Source organism: Tistrella mobilis KA081020-065 (assembly GCF_000264455.2).
GTDB lineage: Bacteria > Pseudomonadota > Alphaproteobacteria > Tistrellales > Tistrellaceae > Tistrella > Tistrella mobilis.
Genome location: NC_017966.1, coordinates 348,421 through 367,431, shown reverse-complemented (window position 1 = coordinate 367,431; position 19,011 = coordinate 348,421). Strand labels below are relative to the sequence as shown.

1 pseudogene is annotated in these 19,011 nt (G+C 72.2%); it reads right to left on the bottom strand.

Annotated features, from left to right (window positions below):
• Nucleotides 1-4: 4 nt before the first annotated feature.
• A pseudogene (locus TMO_RS32385) lies at nucleotides 5-18,988 on the bottom strand (amino acid adenylation domain-containing protein); the annotation flags it as partial.
• Nucleotides 18,989-19,011: the final 23 nt, after the last annotated feature.

Here is a 19,011-nt window from a genome sequence, read left to right as displayed (position 1 = left end):
TGGTGAGCGCGGGCAGCAGCTGCTCGATCGCGGCATCGAAGCCGAAGGTCGAGACCTGAAGCACGCGATCATCTGCGGTCAGCCCATATTCGACGATGTAGTCGTCGACATGGACCGCAAGCGCGCCATGCGAAACCGCAACCGGCTTGGGCCGACCGGTGGAGCCCGAGGTGTAGATCAGGTAGGCGATCTGGCCGGGGTGGAGATGGGGCGCCGCCAGCGGCGCGCCCGCGCCCGCGACATCGATCAGGGTCAGATCGCGGGCGAAGCCGGCCAGGCGCGCGCGGCCCATGGCATCGACCACCACCCGGGTCACGCCGGCATCTTCCAGCATGAGACGCAGCCGGGCATCCGGCAGATCCGGATCAAGCGCCAGCACCGCTCCGCCCGCCGCCAGAATGCCCAGGAAGCCGGCCGCGAGATCCGGCCCGCGGGCAACGCAGAGACCGATGGAGGTGTCGGGCGGCAGCACGGCCGCCTCTCCGGTCAGGCGCCGGGCGATCCCGCCGGCCTGGAGGCCGAGCGCGGCATAGTCGCGGCCCTCCCCGCCCGCGCGGAGCGCGATGGCGGTGGGGGTGGCGGCGATGCGGGCGGCGATGCGTGTGACGACATCCGGGGTTGCGGGGGCGTTGACCACGGGCATGCCCTGATCGGTGAGGCGGAGCGCGCCGAGCGCCAGATCGTCGGGCGCTTCCGCCATGCGGGCGAGCAGGTCGCGATAGAGGCCGGCGATACGTGCCACCAGATCGGCGGGCAGCCGTGCCGGATCGAAGCCGAAACCCAGCGTGATGGCGGCATCGGGCGCGATGGCGAGTGTCAGCGGGTAATGGGTGCGCTCGGTGGTCTCGACCCCGGCGATGCGGCCGCCGAAGGCGGTGTCGCCCAGCGCGCGGTCGGCGGGGTAGTTTTCGAACACCAGCAGGCTGTCGAACAGCGCGTCGCCGCTCCGCCCCATCCAGCGCTGAACCCGGGCAAGCGGGGTGTGTTCAACCTCGCGCAGCGCGCCGCCGAGCGCGTGGAGATCGCGCAGCCAGGCGCCGAGCGTCCGGCCCGGGGCGATGTCGACCAGCAGCGGCAGGCTGTTGATGAACGGCCCCTGCATGGCCTCGACCCCGTCGAGTTCGGGCGGCCGGCCGGCGGTGGTGATGCCGAACAGCGCCTGACGGCCGCCGCCCGCGCGGGCCAGCAGCAGGGCCCAGGCGCCTTGCATCACGCTGGCCAGCGTCACGCCATTCCGCCGGGCGAGACGGCGCAGAGCGTCCGACAGATTGTCTCCAAGGCTGATCGAGATATCATCGGTTGTATCCGGCTCGGCCGGGGTGACGTCGCCGAAGGCGGTCGCCAGCGTCACCGGATCGGCCAGCCGCGCCGCCTGCGCCTGCCACCACGCCGCCGCATCGGGGCGGGCGGCCGCCCAGGCGACATAGTCGCGCCAGGGCCGCGGCGCCGGAATATCGGCCGCACCGCCGGCCTGGCGGGCGGCATAGTCGGTGGCGATTTCGGCCAGCAGACGCGCGGTGCTCCAGCCATCGGTGATGACGTGATGGGCGGTCCAGATCAAATCGTTGCCGCCATCGGGGCGGGCCAGGATGGCGAGCCGGGCCAGCGGCGCACGGGTGAGATCGAAGCCGCGGGCCAGATCTTCCGCCCGCCAGGCCCTGAGCCGGGCATCATGCGCGGCGATGTGAGTGAGGCCGTGATCCTCTTCGGTCACCAGGGCGGTGGCGCTGCGCTGGACGACCTGCAAAGCCTCGCCGCCATGCCGCCATTCGAAACGCGTGCGCAGGATCGGATGGCGGGCGACGGCCGCCTGCCAGGCATCGGCCAGCGCGGTACGGTCGACCGGGCCGTCGATGGTGATGCGCAGCTGGTTGACGTAAAGCCCGTCGCGGGCGCCGGTGCGGGCGTGGAACAGCAGGCCCTGTTGCAGCGGGGTGGCGGGATAGACGTCTTCGACCGCGTCGAAAGGCTCGCCCAGCTCGGCGAAGACCTGGCGGACGGCCGCGAAGGGGTCGGTAGCCGGGGCCGCCGGGAGATCATTGGCTTCGCTGATCGGAACGGCCAGCCGGGCCAGATCGGCGATGCGTGGATGTTCCAGGATCTGGCGGGTGGTGAGCTTCAGCCCCGCCGCGCGGGCGCGGGCGACCAGTTGCAGGCTTTGGATCGAATCGCCGCCGAGGGCGAACCAGTCGTCGGTGACGCCGGGATTTTCAATGCCGAGCACGGCCGACCAGAGCCCGGCCATCATGCGTTCGGCCGGGCTTTCGGGCGCCCGATGCGTCGGAAGATCGGCCGCCGGGGCCGGCAGGGCGCGCCGGTCGAGCTTGCCCGCAGGCGTCAGCGGCAGGGCATCGAGCGGCAGGATCGCCTGCGGCACCATCCAGCCCGGCAGGTCGCGGGCAAGAGCGGCGCGCACGGTTTCGGGGCCGGCCTCGCCCACGATATGGGCAACGAGGCGCGCGGCCTCCCCCTGCCCGATCACGCCGACCGCGGCATCGCGGATGCCGGGCACGGCGCGGATCCGGGCCTCGATCTCGGCCGGTTCGATCCGATAGCCGCGGAGCTTCACCTGATCGTCGATGCGTCCCAGATAGCGGAACACATCGCCGGCTTCGCGCCGGCAGAGATCGCCGGTGCGATAGAGCCGCGCGCCCGGGCCGCCGGTCGCATCGGGCACGAAGCGCTCCGCGGTCTGGCCGGGCCGGGCCATATAGCCGCGGGCGAGTGCCGGGCCGCCGATGCACAACTCACCGATGCCACCTTCAGGCACGGGGTTGCCATGGGTGTCGAGGATCAGCACCCGCCGCGACGGCCAGGCCCGGCCGATCGGCACCTGGGCGGCGGCGATGTCGGCGGCCCCGGTCAGATGGCAGGTCGCGGTGATGGTGGCCTCGGTCGGCCCATAGGTGTTGAGCAGCGGCAGATGGCCGAGCGGCCCGCCCCGCCAGCGCCCGAGCGCCGCTCCCCCCAGGGCTTCGGCGCCGACCGCCAGCATGCGCAGAGATGCGGGCGCCACCTCGGGCAGGGCGGCGAGCCAGCCCCGCCAATAGCCGGTCGGCAGATAGGCCACGGTGACGCGGTCGGCGGCAAGCCGATGATTCAGCGTGGCATAGTCCCAAAGATCGGGGCCGCGCATCACCACCGTGCCGCCCAGCGACAGGATCGGCAGCAGCTGTTCAAAGGCGGCATCGAAGGCGAGGGTCGAGAACTGCAGCACGCGATCATCGGCGGTGAGGCCGAAGCGTGCCGCGTGGTCATCCAGATGCGCGGCCAGGGCACCATGGGGAATGGCGACACCTTTGGGCGTGCCGGTCGATCCGGAGGTGTAGAGCAGATAGGCGAGCGCCTGGGGGTGGCGGACGGCATCGACCGCCGGTGCCGCGTCGCCGCCCTCGTCGGCGGAAATGATGGTCAGGCCGAAGCCGGCGAGACGATCGCGGCCGGCGGCATCGGCGACGACCAGCGACAGGCCGGCCCCGGCGATGATCTGCGCCAGACGCGCATCGGGCAGATCGCCATCCAGCGGCACCGCCACGGCACCGGCCTTCACAATGCCGACCAGCCCGGCCACCAGGGCCGGCCCGCGGCTGACGCAGAGGCCGATGGGGGTGTCGGTGAGGTCGGGGGTGCCGCCGGCATCTGCCACCCGCCCCGCCACCTGGTTCGCATGGCGATCCAGCGCGGCATGGGTGATCGACACGCCCTCGCAGGTGACGGCGATGGCATTGGGGTGTGCGGCCGCCGCGGCGGCGAGGCGGGCGGTGACGGCGCGGAAGGGCTGCGCCGCCGCCTGCGGCACCGGATCGGCCGGCCAGGCGAGGCTGCCGAGCGGCCGGTCGAGATGGTCGGGCAGCGCGGTCAGAAGGTCGAGGAAGCGCGCGGCCAGGCGATCCGCATCGGATGGCGAAACGCGGGCACCGTCGAAGCCCCAGCGCAGATCGAGCGTGCTGCCCGGCACGGCGGCGAGCGTGGCCGCGTAATGGGTGCGTTCGACCATCGCCACATGACGCACCAGCCGCCCCAGCCGGCTGTCGGCCAGGGCGCCGTCGACGGGGTAGTTTTCGAACACCAGCAGGCTGTCGAACAGGGCATCGCCGGCCAGCCCGGTGAGACGCTGGACGGTGGCGAGCGGTGTTGCCTCGGCGGCGCGGAGGCTGGCGGCGGCGGTCTGGATGTTCTGCAGCCATTGGTTGACCGGCATCGCGCCGGGCAAATCCACCACGAGCGGCAGACTGTTGATGAACAGGCCGATCATCCGGTCGATGCCGGCCAGATCCCCGCCGCGGCCCGACATGGTGACACCGAACACCGCCTGGTTCCGGTGGCCGAGACGGCCGAGGGTCAGCGCCCAGGCGGCCTCGACCAGTGTGGCGAGGGTGACGCCGGCCTGCGCCGCCGCGGCGGCGAGGCGCGCGGTGGCGGCCTCACCCAGCGGGGTGTGGCGGGTGAAGGCCCCGGCGGCGGCCTCCCCGGCCGGTACGGTGGGCGCGGTCAACAGCGGCAGCAGCCGGGCCGGATCGTCCCGGCGCGCGGCTTCCGCCTGCCACCAGGAGGCGAAGCGGCGGCCGGCATCCAGGGTGGCGGCGACATGGTCGCGCCAGGGGCGGACCGGCGGCAGACCCGCCTCTGTGCCATCGATGCGGGCGGCATAATCGGCGGCGATCTCGCCCATCAGCAGGGCCAGGCTCCAGCCGTCGCTCAAGGCATGATGGCTGGTCCAGAACAGGTCGTGGCCGCCATCGGGGCGTGCGATCAGGGTCAACCGGGCGAGCGGCGCCACGGCGGGATCGATGCCGCGGCGACGGTCTTCGGCGGCCCAGGCGGCCAGGCGGCGGTCGTGACCGGCGGCATCCAGGTTCCGCCAATCGAGACGCGCGACCGGCAGCACGGCATCGCGCATCACGATCTGCAGCGCCGCGCCGCCATGATCCCAGGCGAAGCGGGTGCGCAGGATCGCATGCCGGCGCATGGCGGCCCGCCAGGCCTGAACCAGCGCCTCGATATCCGTTTCAGGGTCAAGAACCAGGTACAACTGGTTGATATACAGGCCGTCATTGGCCTCACCGGCATGAAGCAGAAGCCCTTCCTGCAAGCCGGTTGCGGGGTAGACATCCTCGGTCGTGCCAAGGCTGAGCCCAAGCCGCGCCAGGGCCGCCGCGCCCAGCCCGGCCAGCGGCACATCGGCCGGCACCAGAACCGGGGGCGTGGTGCGGCAGGTTTCAACCAGCCCGGCCAGCAGCGTGCCGAAATGCTCGGCCAGGCTGTGGAGCGCTGCGCCGTCGGCAAGCGCACCGTCGGACCGCCAGTCGATCACCAGCCGGCCGTCGCGGATCAGCGCATCGGCGGCAAGCGCATGACCGCTGCCCTCGGTACCCGGCGCCACGCGCCGGCCGGTGCCTTCCGGGGCGAGCGCGACGCGACCGTTCCCGGCAAGGCCCAGATCGACCCGGCCCAGATAGTTGAGGCTGACATCGGCCCGCGGCAGATCATCCAGGGCGGTGATCCAGCCCCGGTCGCGCCCGCCATGGGGCACCGATTTCAGCGTCTGGCGGGTGGCGGCGAGGATGTCGGCGGTATCGCCCGCCCCCGGCAGCGCCAGGGTATAGCGGGCGGTGAACCAGCCGATGGTGCGGGAGAGGTCGGCAGCAGGCCCGGCATCGGCGGCGTCCGTGTCGCGGCCATGGCCTTCCAGATCGATCCCGATGTGGGTGCGGCCGGTGGTGGTGGCGAGCAGGCGCGCGAGGGTTGTGGTCAGCAGATCTTCGACGCCCAGCCCATAGCGGCGGGGCAGGTCGTGGATCAGGGCCGCCGTGAGCGCCGGGTCGGCCTGCCAGCTCTGCGTCAGGCCGCGGGGACCCGTGCGGTCGGGGAAGCAGGGTTCGGCGCCCTCTGCCGCCTGGCGCCACCAGGCCGCCTGGTCTGCGAGTGCCGGGGTTGCGGCCAGGGCGGCGCGGTCGGAGACCCAGCGGCTCCAGGGCATGGGCACGGGGGCGAGCGGTGCACCCGAAAGTGCCGTCTCCAGATCAGCCCCCAGAATCCGCCAAGAGACGCCGTCGACCGCCAGATGATGGATGGCGATCAGCAGGCGCCGCGCGCCGCCGGGCAGCTCGAAAAGGCCGGCGCGGAGCATGGGACCAGTCCGGATGTCGAGACTGGCTTGCACATCGGTGCAGGCGTCTTCCAGGCCATCCCGGGTGGTGGTGCGGCAGATCAGCAGCTCCACTGTTTCAGCGGGCGCAACATGTTGGGTCCAGGCCCCGTCCCCATCGACCGCGAAACGCAGGCGCAGCGCGTCATGGCGTGCGACCAGGGCGGCGAGTGCCGCGGCCAGCGCCTCGGCCGTGACCGACGGGTCGGGGATCAGCAGCACCGCCTGGTTCCAGTGCGACGGACCATCGGGATGGCGGTCGAAAAAGCCCCGCTGGATAGGGGTGAGCGGCAGGGGCGTGCCGGTGATTTCGGCCGCAATATCCTGGGCGGCGGCCGGGGTGGCCACCGCGGCCAGGCGGTCGATGCGCGGATGGGTGAAGATCTGGGTCGGCGTGATCACCCAGCCGGCGGCACGGGCGCGGGCGACGACCTGAAGGCTGAGAATGCTGTCGCCGCCGAGTTCGAAGAAGCCGTCGGTGACGCCGAAATCCTCACGCCCCAGCACGCCGCGCCACACATCGAGCAGGGCGGCCTCGGCATCGGTGCCCGGCGCCACGATCTCGCCCGCGGCGGCAAGTTCGGGCACCGGCAGGGCCTTGCGGTCGACCTTGCCATTGGGCATCAGCGGCAGGGCGGCAAGCGGGGTGATGGTGGTCGGCACCATATGGGCCGGCAGGCGCTGGCCAAGGGCGGCCGCCACCACGGCCGGTTCGGCCGTGCCGGTGACGTAACCGGCAAGCCGCGCCCCCTCGCCCGATCCGATCAGGGCGACAACGGCATCTTCCACGCCCGGGCAGGCCCGCATCGCGGCCTCGATCTCGCCCGGCTCGATGCGGAAGCCGCGCAGCTTGACCTGGGCGTCGAGCCGGCCGAGGAAGTCGACCGTGCCATCCCGGCGCATGCGGCATAGATCGCCGGTGCGGTAGAGACGCGCGCCCGGGGCACCCTGCCTGCAGGCCTGCTCGTCGGGCACGAAGCGTTCGGCGGTCTGGCCGGGACGGCCGAGATAACCGCGGGCCAGGCTGTCACCCTGGATGCAGAGTTCGCCATAACCCCCGACAGGTACGTGGTTTCCGTCCGCATCAATGATCGCGACCGTCCGGCCGGGATAGGCGGTGCCGATCGGCACGATCAGGGCACCCGCATCCTCTGGGGTCGTGATGCGGTGCATGCAGGCGACGGTGGTTTCGGTGGGGCCGTACAGGTTGTCGAGCCGGATATGGCCGAGGGGGCCTTCCTGCCAGCGGCGCAACGCATCGCCGGGCAGGCCCTCGCCGCCGACGGTGACCTGGCGCAGATGCGGCAGGTCGCGCGGCGGATCGCGCAGCCATTGCTGCCAATAGGCGGTGGGAATGCGCGAGAAGGTGACCCGTTCTTCCGCCAGCACCCGGCTGAGCGCGGCCAGATCCCACATGGCGGGACCACGCATGACGATGCGGCCGCCCATGATCAGCGCCGGCAGCATTTCGTGAAGCGCAACGTCGAAATTGAGCGTCGACTGCTGCAGCACCACATCACCGTCGCCAATGCCGTAGGTGGCGAGGAAATCGTCCAGATGCAGGCTGAAGGCATCCTGCGAAATGGCGACACCTTTGGGCCGGCCGGTGGAGCCGGAGGTGTAGATCACATAGGCCAGCTGATCGGGGTGGACCCGGACGAGGACGGGCGCCATCTGCCCCCCGGTCGGGAGCGCGTCGAGCCGGATGACCTGCCGGCCGGCCAGCAGGCCCGGCAGCGTCGCTTCGGTTGCAGCATCGGCCAGCACCAGGCGGATGCCGGCATCGGCGGCCATGTCGGCCAGACGGTCTTCGGGATAGGCGGGGTCGAGCGGCACGAAGGCGCCGCCCGCGCGCAGCACGCCGACCAGTGCCGCCGGCAGATCGGCCGTGCGGGTCAGCAGCAGGCCGACCCGCTCTTCCGGCCGCAGCCCGGCCGCGAGCAGCGCCGCCGCGATGCGGTTCGACAGCCGGTCCAGATCACCATAAGTAACCCTTATGCCCTCGCAGGCCACGGCCTCGCGGGCCGGAACCCGGGCGGCCCGGCGGAGAATCCGGTCCGCGACCGGGTCGAAGCGCTGCCGGATCGGGGCCGATGGCAGGGCGGCGGGGCGCGGTGCCGGCAGGGCCAGGGCGGCGATCAGCGGATCGGCACCGCTGGTGACCTGCTCCAGCAGGTAGAGATATTGATCGGCCAGACCCGTAATGGTGGCAGCGTCGAAGATGTCGGCGGCATAGTCGAAGGCGAGCCGCAGCCCGTCGGGCCGCTCCACCACATCCAGCACCAGATCGAAACGGGCGGTGGCCACCGGGTTTTCGACCACCTCCACCTCTATCCCCTCGCCCGGCGCCGCGGCGGCGGGGTCCTGCTGCTGCAGGTTGAACATGACCTGGAACAGCGGCGTGCGTTCCAGACTGCGCTCCGCACCCAGCCGATCGACCAGCACGGCAAAAGGCACATCCTGGCGTGACCAGGCCTCAAGACTGCGACGGCGGAGCTGATCGACCAGATCGCCGAAGCGCATGCCGCCGGTGATCTCGGCCTTCAACACCAGGGTGTTGACGAAGAAGCCGACCATGTCCTCGGTGCCCGGGCCGGTGCGGCCGGCGACGGGCACGCCGATGCGGATGTCGGTATCGCCGCCCTGGCGGTGCAGCAGGATATCGAAGGCGGCGAGCAGGGTGACGAAGAGCGTGGCCCCGCGGCCGGCGGCACGGATGCGGCCCATGGCCCCGGCATCGAGCCGGCGTTCGACCCGGCCGCCGGCATCGCTGCGGGCGCCCTTACGGGGGCGGTCGACCGGCAGCCGCAGAACCGGATGGTCCCGGCCGAGTTCAGCCTGCCACCAGGCGATCTGATCGGCCAGACGGCCCTGATCGAGCGCCGCGCGCGCGGATGCCGACCAGTCGCCCCAGCCCGAGACCGGCACCGGCAGCGGGCGGCCCTGACAGAGGGCCGCAATCTCGCGCGCCAGAACCGTCATCGACCAGCCATCGGCCACGATGTGATGGGTGGCGAGCGCCAGCACGCAATGGTCGGGCGCAAGCCTGACCAGCCGGGCACGAAGCAGCGGGCCGGCGGTGAGATCGAAGGGCTCGGCGGCGAAACCGGCGAGCAGATCGGGCAGGGTTTCGGGCGCGGCCGTGAGGTCGATCTCCTGCCAGACGAAACGCGGCGCGGGGTCGATCAGCTGCACGGGGCCGGTCGGAGTCTCGGCGAAGCGCACCCGCAGCGCCTCGTGGCGCGCGACCACATCGGCAACTGCCCGGCGCAGGGTGGTGGCGTCGACGGTCCCCGCGCCCGCCCCCCGCAGCGACAGCGCGCCGGCGACGGTATAGGCGGTGCTGGCCGGGTCGAGCTGCCAGAGGAACCACAGCCCGTCCTGACCGGGGGCGAGCGGTGCCCGGCTGGTGTCGGCACGGGCAGGCAACACCTCAAGGTCGTGTTCTTTGGCGGCATCAACAATTTTCGCGAGTTCCGCCACCGTCGGGTGGTCGAACAGCGCCTTGAGGCCGGGATCGGCCCCCAACTCGCTGCGGATGCGGGCCAGCGTGCGCATGGCGAGCAGGGAATCGGCGCCGTTCAGGAACGGATCCTCGGTGCGCCCCAGCCGCGCCAGGCCCAGCACACCGGCCCAGATCCGCGCCAGTGCCGCCTCGGTGGCCGTGGCCGGCTTTTCGTATCCCGGACCGTCGTCCGACCCCGCTTCGGGGGCGATGGTCATCGGCAGGCGCGCGCGATCGAGCTTGCCGTTGACGGTGAGCGGCATGCGGTCGAGGGCGATGAAGCCGGCCGGGATCATGTGCGGGGCCAGGCGCGCGGCCAGATGGCTGCGCAGCGCCGCCGCATCGAGGGTGACGCCCGGCTGCATGACCAGCCAGGCGAGGACCCGCTTCGCCCCCGCGCCGTCATCCACCGCCAGCGCCGCCGCCTCGCGAATGCCGGGCGCCGTGAGCAGGGCGGCGTTGATCTCGCCCAATTCAATGCGGAAGCCGCGGATCTTGACCTGGAGATCGTTGCGGCCGACATAGTCGAGCATGCCGTCGGCCATCAGATGAACCAGATCGCCCGAGCGGTAGAGCCGGCCCCCCGGCGCGCCGAAGGGGTCGGGGATGAAGCGCTCGGCCGTCAGCGCCGGGCGGCCCAGATAGCCGCGGGCAAGGCCCGGCCCGCCGACCAGCAATTCGCCGGTGCCAAAGACCGGGGTCGGGTTCAGATCGGCATCGACCACATGCAGGCTGAGATCGGGGATCGGCACGCCGATCAGGCTGCGCGGCGGCTGGCGGGTGGCATCGGCGGCGGTGGTTTCGCGATACGTAACATGCACCGTGGTCTCGGTGATGCCGTACATGTTGACCAGCACCGGCGCGCTGTCGCCACGCCAGGCCAGCCAGTCGGCCAGCCCCGCCGGTTCCAGCTTTTCGCCCGCAAAGACGATCACCCTGAGATCGGTCAACCTGTCGCTGGCCGCCATGTCGGCCTGCATCAGCGGCAGGAAGGCCGAGGGCGTCTGGTTGAGCACGGTGACCCGCTCGGCCCTGAGCAGGCCGTGGAAGGCGGTGGCGTCGCGGGCGGTCCACCAGGGCACCACCACCAGCCGGCCGCCGGTGCTGAGCGCGCCGAAGATTTCCCAGACCGACACGTCGAAGGCGAAGGAATGGAAGAGCGGCCAGACGTCGGCCGGCCCGAAGCCGTACCAATGGCTGGTCCGGGTCAGCAACCGGGCAAGGTTTCGATGGGTGACACCCACCCCCTTGGGCCGGCCGGTGGAGCCGGAGGTGTAGATGACATAGGCGAGCTGATCAGGGTGGATGGGGGTGTTGAGCGGGCTGTCGTCGGCTTCGTCCGCGGCATCGACCAGGACCAGGGTCCGGCCGGCGAAGAGATCGGCCAGGGCATCGGCGGTGGCCTGGTCGGTGACGACCACCTGAAGGCCGGCATCGTCGAGAATGCCGGCCAGCCGCTCGGCCGGATAGGCCGGATCGAGCGGCACATAGGCACCGCCGGCCTTCAGAATGCCGAGCGCGCCGGCCACCAGCGCCGGCGAGCGGTCGAGGCAGAGGCCGACCAGCCGGTCGGTGGCGACGCCCGCGCGGGCGAGATGGCGGGCGATGCGGTTTGACAGCCGGTCCAGCGCGCCGCGGGTCAGCCGGTCGTCGCCCATGGTGACCGCCGGCCGGTCGGGATCGGCCGCGGCATGCGCGGAGATGGGGGTGAGGACGGGGGTGAAGGGGGTGGCGGCATCGCCTGCCCCGTCCCGTTGCCCACCGGCATCGCCACCCGGCAGGGCCAGCGCGATATTGCCCAGATCCTGGTTAATATCCGCCGCCAGCTGCCCCAGCAGATCGGCCAGCCCCTCGGCCAGAGCGGCGATGGTGAGGTGGTCGAGACGGGTGGCGTCGTGATCGAAGCGGAGGGCCAGGCACTCGCCCTCCCCCGACCTTCCAGCCTCGGGGATGACGGCGAGGGCGAGGGGGAAGTGGGTGCGCTCGACCATGCGGGCGTCGGTGACCGGGGCGCCGAAGCCCCGGGCCATCAGGCGCGGGTCGAGGGGGTAGTTCTCGACCACCAGCAGGCTGTCGAACAGCCCCTCGGCGCCCAGGCCGGTGATGCGGCCGATCTCCGCCAGGCCGGTATGGGCATGCCCGGCCAGGTCGACGGTTTCGGATTGCAGAACCCGCAGCCAGGGCGCGAGCGGCGCCGATCCGGGCAGGTCGACCCAGACCGGCAGGCTGGCGAGGAACGGGCCCTGGATCGCCTCCACCCCCGGCAGATCGGCCGGGCGGCCCGAGACGGTGACGCCGAAGGCGACCTGGTTGCGGCCGCCCAGCCGGGCGAGGGTCAGCGCCCAGGCCCCCTGAACCAGGGTGGCGAGCGTGACGCCGGCCGCGGCGGCGGCAGATTTGAGTGCGGCGGTCCGGGCGGCATCGAGCCGGGTGGTCCGGCAGGCGCGACCGGGCACCGGGGCCTCGGGCCGGCCCAGCGCCGGCAGCAGCAGCACCGGATCGGTCACCGCCGCCGCCCGCGCCCGCCACCAGCCGGCATCCACCGGCCGGCCGGCCGCCCAGACGACATAGTCGCGATAGCTGCCGCCCTGCCCCGCGCCCGCGATCTCGGCGAGACCGGCGATTTCGGCGAGCAGGCGGGCGGAACTCCAGCCGTCGGTGATGGCGTGATGGCAGGTCCAGACCAGCGTGTCGGCCCGGACGCCGCGGAGCAGAGTCAGACGCATCAGCGGCGCGGTGGCGGTGTCGATACCGCGGGCGGCGTCGGCCCGGAGGAATGCATCGACGTCGATGTATCTGTCACCGGATGCATCGACGTCGATATAATATCCATCTGCATCGACGTCGATGCAGTTCAGGCGAAGGCGCGCCTCCGGTTCCACGATTTGGATCAGGCTGCCGTCCCCGGTCTCGGCGAAGCGGCTGCGCAGGATGGGGTGGCGGGCGAGGGCCGCGTTCCACGACGCCTCAAGCGCGGCCGGATCGATCCGGCCGGCGAGGTCGAGGCAGAGCTGGTTGACATAGAGCCCGTCTGCAGGGGCCAGCCTGCCATGGAAGATCATGCCCTGCTGCATGGGCGTGGCGGGCCAGGCGTCTTCGGGCAGGCCCGCGCGGCCGAGCGCATCGAGGGCGGCGGCAAAGCGTTCCGCAAATCGATCCAGGTCGAGCGCCGCCTCATCGGCATCGAAACGCAGATGCAGCCGGTCACCGATGGTCAGGGCATCGAGCACCAGGGCATGTTCGGGGGCGTGGCCGCCGCTGGGGTCGCCGATCATGTCGGTGACCAGGCGCAGCGGCCCCGCGCCTTCGGCGAAGCGGCCGAGATTGTTGACGGCGATATCGGGGCGCGGCAGGTCGTCCAGCCCGTCGACCAGGGCATGGGCCGCGCCGCCTGGCGGCAGACCGATGCGGGCAGCGCGCAGACCTGCAACCAGAACCCGGTCGTCATCCTGGGGAGTGACAACCATCGGATGTGTGGCGGTGAACCAGCCGACCGTGCGGTCGAGCGGCGTGTCGGGGCCCGCCAGATCACGGCCATGGGTTTCGATCTCGACCAGCGCCGGGCGACCGAGGGCGCGCGAGAGGGCCGCCAGCAGCACCTCGTCGCGGGCCTGGGCGGCATCGACGATCAATTCCGCGCGCCGACGGCGGCCGGCACGGTGCGGGCTGAAGGTCGGGATAGCCCCGGCGAGACGGCGGCGCCAGATATCGGCCTGGTCCTGCACCGCGGCGGCGCGGGCCGGCAGGGCCTCCACCCAGCGGCTCCAGGGCGTCGTGGCCGGGGCCGGCTCGCCCCCGCCGAGCAGGGTGGCGAGGTCGTCGAGCAGGATGCGCCACGAAACGCCGTCGACCGCCAGATGATGGATGGTGATCATCAGCCGCCGGGGGCTGCCCGCGATCAGCGCGGCGCGCAGCACCGGCCCATCAACCGGATCGACCATCGCATGAAGATCGGCCGGGTCGGCGGGGGCGACGAGCAGCTCCGCCCCCTCTTCCGCCGCAATCCACTGGCGCCAGACCCCGTCCGCGTCACGCCGCAGCCGCAGGCGCAGCGCATCATGCAGGGCGACCAGCCGGCCGAGGGCGGTGGCGATGGCCGGCGCCCCGATGTCGTCGCCCCCCATGTCGTCCGCCAACTCCAGCAGCACTGCCTGGTTCCAGGGGCTGACCGGTTCGGCATGGCGGGCGACGAAACGGCTTTGAATCGGAGTGAGCGGCAGATCGGTGCCGGTCAGCGGCGGCAGAAGCGCCGGGGCGGCCCCGGTCTCGGCCATGGCGGCCAGGCGGTCGATGCGCGGCCAGTCGAACACCGCGCGGGGCGTGAGGACGAGGCCGGCGGCCCGGGCGCGGGCGACCAGCTGCAGCACCAGGATCGAATCCGCCCCGGCCGCGAACAGATCATCGGTGACGCCCAGATCGCTGCGGCCGAGCAGCGCGCGGGCGATGGTCAGCAGGAGCGTCTCGTTAGTGGTTCTTGCTTCCTCACCCGCAACTTCTGCGAGTGTGGGTGACGGCAGCGCCCGGCGGTCGATCTTGCCGGCCGGGGTCAGCGGCAGGGCATCGAGCACCAGGATCGCCTGGGGCACCATCCAGCCGGGCAGATCGGCGCCGAGGGCGGTGGTGAGCGCTGCCGGATCGGCCGTGCCCGCCACATGGGCGACCAGACGGCCAGCCATCAGCCCGACCACGGCATCGCGCACGCCGGGCTGACGGCGGAGGGCGGCCTCCACCTCGCCCGGCTCGATCCGATAGCCGCGGAGCTTGATCTGGCTGTCGGCGCGGCCGAGGAAATCGAGCGTGCCATCGGCGCGCGGCCGCACCAGATCGCCGGTGCGATAGAGCCGCCCGCCGCCCGCGGCCGGCACGAACCGTTCGGCGGTGAGGCCCGGGCGGTTCAGATAGCCGCGGGCGAGCGCCACACCGCCCAGGCAGAGTTCGCCGACACCGCCGACCGGAACCGGATTGCCATGAGCATCCAGCACCACGGCCAGACGCGAAGGCCAGGGACGGCCGATGGCGACCTGGGGCGACGGGATGTCGGTCGGGCCGGTTTCGTGATCGGTGGCGGTGATGGTGGCCTCGGTCGGGCCATAGCTGTTGCGCAGGGCCACATGGCCGAGCGGGCCGGCGCGCCAGAGGCCGACGGCATCGCCGCCCAGCGCCTCCGCACCCACGACCATGAGCCGCAGGCAGGGGAGCGACGCCGGCAGATCGTCGAGCCAGCGGCGCCAATAGCCGGTCGGCAGATAGGCGAGCGTCACACGATCGGCCGCAAGCCGGGCGTTCAGCGTGGCATGGTCCCAGATCTCGGGGCCGCGCAGCACGGCGGTGCCGCCCGCGGCGAGCACGGGCAGCAGCTGCTCGAAGGCGGCATCGAAGCCGAGGGTCGAGAATTGCAGCACGCGATCGGCATCGGTCAGGCCATAGCGGGCGGTGTAGTCGTCGAGATGGGCCGAGAGGGCATCCTGCGGGATGGCGACGCCCTTGGGCATGCCCGTGGAGCCGGAGGTGTGGATCACATAGGCGATCTGGCCCGGATCGACGGGTTCCAGAACCGGCGCCACATCCGCACCCTCGGGCTCGGCCGCGTCGGTCAGGACACGGCGCACGCCGGCATCGGCCAGGATCAGCGCCCGGCGCGCGGCCGGCAGGGCGGGATCGAGCGGCACCACCGCGCCGCCGGCCTTCAGGATGCCGAGAAACCCGGTGACCATCGCCGCACCGCGCGGCAGATCGAGCCCGACCCGCTCTTCGGGGGCGAGGCCGGCATCGAGCAGGTCGCGGGCGATGCGGTCGGACCAGCGGGCGAGACGGCCGCGGCTCCAGCTTTGGCCTTCGACGATCAGCGCCCGGGCGGCGGGGTCGGCGGCGGCCTGCGCCGCGATGCGGGCGGCGGCGGATCGGAAGGCAGGCGCCACCGCCGGCTGCGGTGCCGGCAGGCTGACCGGCAGGGCGCCGAGCTTCTGCGCGGGGTCGGTCGCCAGGGCCTCCAGGATCGCCAGATAGTCGTCGGCCAGGCGCTCGACGTCTTCGGCGGCGAAGGCGGCGGCGGCATGGTCGAAGGCGATGGCGAGACCGTCGGCGGTTTCGCTGACGCCCAGCGACAGTTCGATCTCGGCCGTGCCCGGGTCCAGCTCGATGCCGGCCAGCGCGGCGGGGCCGTCGGCAAGGCGGCGATCCAGCCGGCCGGGCTGATGGTTGAACATCACCCTGACCAGGGGGTTGCGGCCGGTCCGCCGGTCGGGCCGCAGCGCCGCCACCAGCCGCGGGAAGGGCAGATCGCCATGGGCTTCCGCCTCGCGCAGCCCGTCGCGCACCCGCTCGATCAGCCCGGCGGCATCGAGGCCCGCGGGAATATCCGTGTGCAGAACCAGGGTGTTGACGAAGAAACCCACCACATGACGCGAAGCGGCGGCGCCCCGCCCTGCCCGCGCGATGCCGATGCGGGTGGCCGCGGTGCCGCCATGGCGGTGGAGCAGTGCGGCGAAGCCCGCCAGCAGCATCATTGCCCGGGTGGCACCCCGGGCCCGGCCGGCCTCGGCCAGACGGGCGGCGAGCGTCGCGGACACCATGCGCGACACGCGCCGCCCCGGACCACCCGGCGTTGCACCCGCACGCCGGGGGAGGTGAAGCTCAGGGGTCTCTCCGGCCAGCCGGTCCCGCCACCAGGCGATCTCATGGGCAAGGTGATCGGGATCGAGCGCCACCGACCGGATCGCCGCAGCATAATCCGGCGCCGGACGCAGCCGCCGGCCGGCCAGTGCCAGCATCAGATCGCGGAGCATGATGCCGGCCGACCAGCCGTCGGTGACGGCATGGTGGACGACGACCTGAAGCACCTGCCGGCCGGGACCGTCGGGTACCAGATCGGCACGAAGCAGCGGCCCGCGGGCCAGATCGAAGGGCCGGCGGGCGGCCTCGTCCGGATCGGCATCGGCACCGGCCCGCCACTCGAACACCGGCTCGGGCGCGATCAGCTGGCGAAGCCGGCCGCCCTCCTCCGCGAAACGCACGCGCAGCGCATCATGACGGGCGACCATGGCCGCCATCGCGGCCCGCACGGCTTCGGGCGCCACATCGCCGGCCAGCTGCAGACGGGCGGAGACGTTCCAGCGGGCATCGGCCGGGTCGAGCTGCCAGTCGATCCAGAACCCCTCCTGGCCGACGGTGGCGGGAAGGCTGGCCTCGGCGGCGAGACCCGGAGCTTCCCCCGAATCGCAGACCACCAGATCGCCGTCGATCAGGGCGCCGAGGCTGCCGGTTCGCAACCACGGCGTGTTTTCGCGGTCGTCACTACCGGCAATGCGAGCATCGAACGTCGCGGCGGTGGCGTCAGGGCGGTTCCAGTAGCCGCGGGCGACGGCCGGGCCGCGGGCCCAGATCTCGCCGATGCTGCCGGCCGGCAGAGGGTGGCGGGTGGCAGGGTCGATGATGGCGATCTCGTGGCCGGGCGCTGCCGGGCCGCAGGCGATCAGGCGCGGGGCGGCGGCCGTGGCGGTGCCGATGCGGGCATGGCTGCGGGGGGCATCGACGATGCGGGCGCCGGCGCCGGGTGTCGCGCCCGCGATCAGCAGCCCGGCCTCGGCCAGGCCGTGGCAGGGGTGGAAGGCGGTGGGGGCCAGGCCGGCCGGGGCGAGGCGGTCGCGGAGGGCCGTCAGCACCTCGACCGGCAGGGTGCCGGTGGCGCACCAGGCGACCCGCCAGCGCGAGAGGTCCAGCCCGGCCAGATCGGCGGCCTGCACCCGGTCGAGGCAGCGCCGCCAGAGGGCATCGGTACCGCCGGAGATTGTACCGCCAGAAATTTCACCACTCTGGGAGGCGATCGCCCGCAGCCAGAGGACGGGGTCGGCCTGCACCCGGTCCGGGTCCGCCATCACCAGCTTCGCCCCGGCGAAGATCGCCGCCAGCACCCCGCCGATCAGCCCCGCCGCCTGGTCGGGCGGCAGCACATTGACCACCACATCGCCGCGGGCAAGCCCCAGCAGCCGGCGGGCGACCAGCAGTGCCGCCATGACGCTGCCATGGCTGTGCATCACGCCCCGGCGGGCGCCCGGCCCGGATCCGGCCGGGCCGGGTTCATAGAGCAAAAAGGCCGGGCTTTCCGGCGATGCAACCACAGGTTCGAAGCTTCGCGGGGCCGCGTCGGAGGCTGTATCAGTATAGATGACTGTTTCATCACCTTTTATGGCCATATTGGCCATAATCGATTCAGAGCCCTTGTTCGTCAACAGGATACGGGGGGCGGCATCGGCGCGGATCGCCTGCAGCCGTGCCGGATCGGCCCCCTGCCCTGCCCCCGCGGGCACGGCAATCAGGCCGGCATAGAGGCAGGCGAAAAGGCCGGCGACATAATCGGGCCCCGCCGGCAGAACCAGCATCACCCGGTCGCCCGGGCGGGCATGGTCGGCGAGCCGGGCCGCGAGGTCGCGGGCGCGGGCGTCCAGCGCGCCATAGGTCAGATGGCGTCCGGTCGCGGCATGGTCCCCTGCCCCGTCGGCCGGGGCGGCGATGGCCGGCAGGTCGGCCTGATGGCGGCCGCGGCCGACCAGCAGGGCGGTGAGCGTGTCGGCGAAGCTGCGGTCGCGGCGGACCAGGAAGGGGCAGCGCCCGGCTTCCGGGTCGTTGCCGTCGGCCAGGAAATACTGCTTCCACTCCCGGTTGTCGGTGTCGCCATAGACGCCGAGATCGGGATGGACGGGCTGGCCATCCCAGGCCAGCAGGCGCTTGCGCACCACCGCCCGCGCCTCGGCCCCGATCTCGCGCTTGGTGATGGTGTCGATGAACACGCTGCGCGGCTGGAACAGGATCACCATGCCCGGCCCCAGATTGCGGCTGTCGCGCGCCTTGTAGGACGGCGCGCAGCCGACCGCGAACATCTGCTCGCCGCCGAAGCCGAATTCCCAGGCGGCATCCTCGGGCTCGGTTTCCAGCGTTTCGAAGGTGGGCGCCGGGTCATGGTCATGCAGATGCTGAAGCACCCGCCAGAACCGGTCGCGATAGGCGGAATGGGAGAGTGGTTCAGGCTCCGGTGGGAAGAACAGCGCAAAGTTGTTCTTCTCCTCCGGCCGCTCGGCGGCAAGCCTGAGGAAGGTCGCCATCGCCGCCGGCACGCCCGAAAGATCGTCCGCCCGGTCGACCCAGGCGTAGAACATCTCTCCCTTGCGCTCGGCCAGCGTGCCGAAGAAGCAGGGATAGGCGGGGTCCGTGACCTTGGCATGGAACAGGTCGTAGAACGGCGGCAGCCAGGCCGGCGGCGGCGTCGCGACAAGCCCGTCATCCCGGATCAGCCGGGCGGTCCAGGGGGTGGGCTTGCGGCGGCGGTCTTCGGGAAGCATGCGCCCGCTGTTCATGGGGGTCC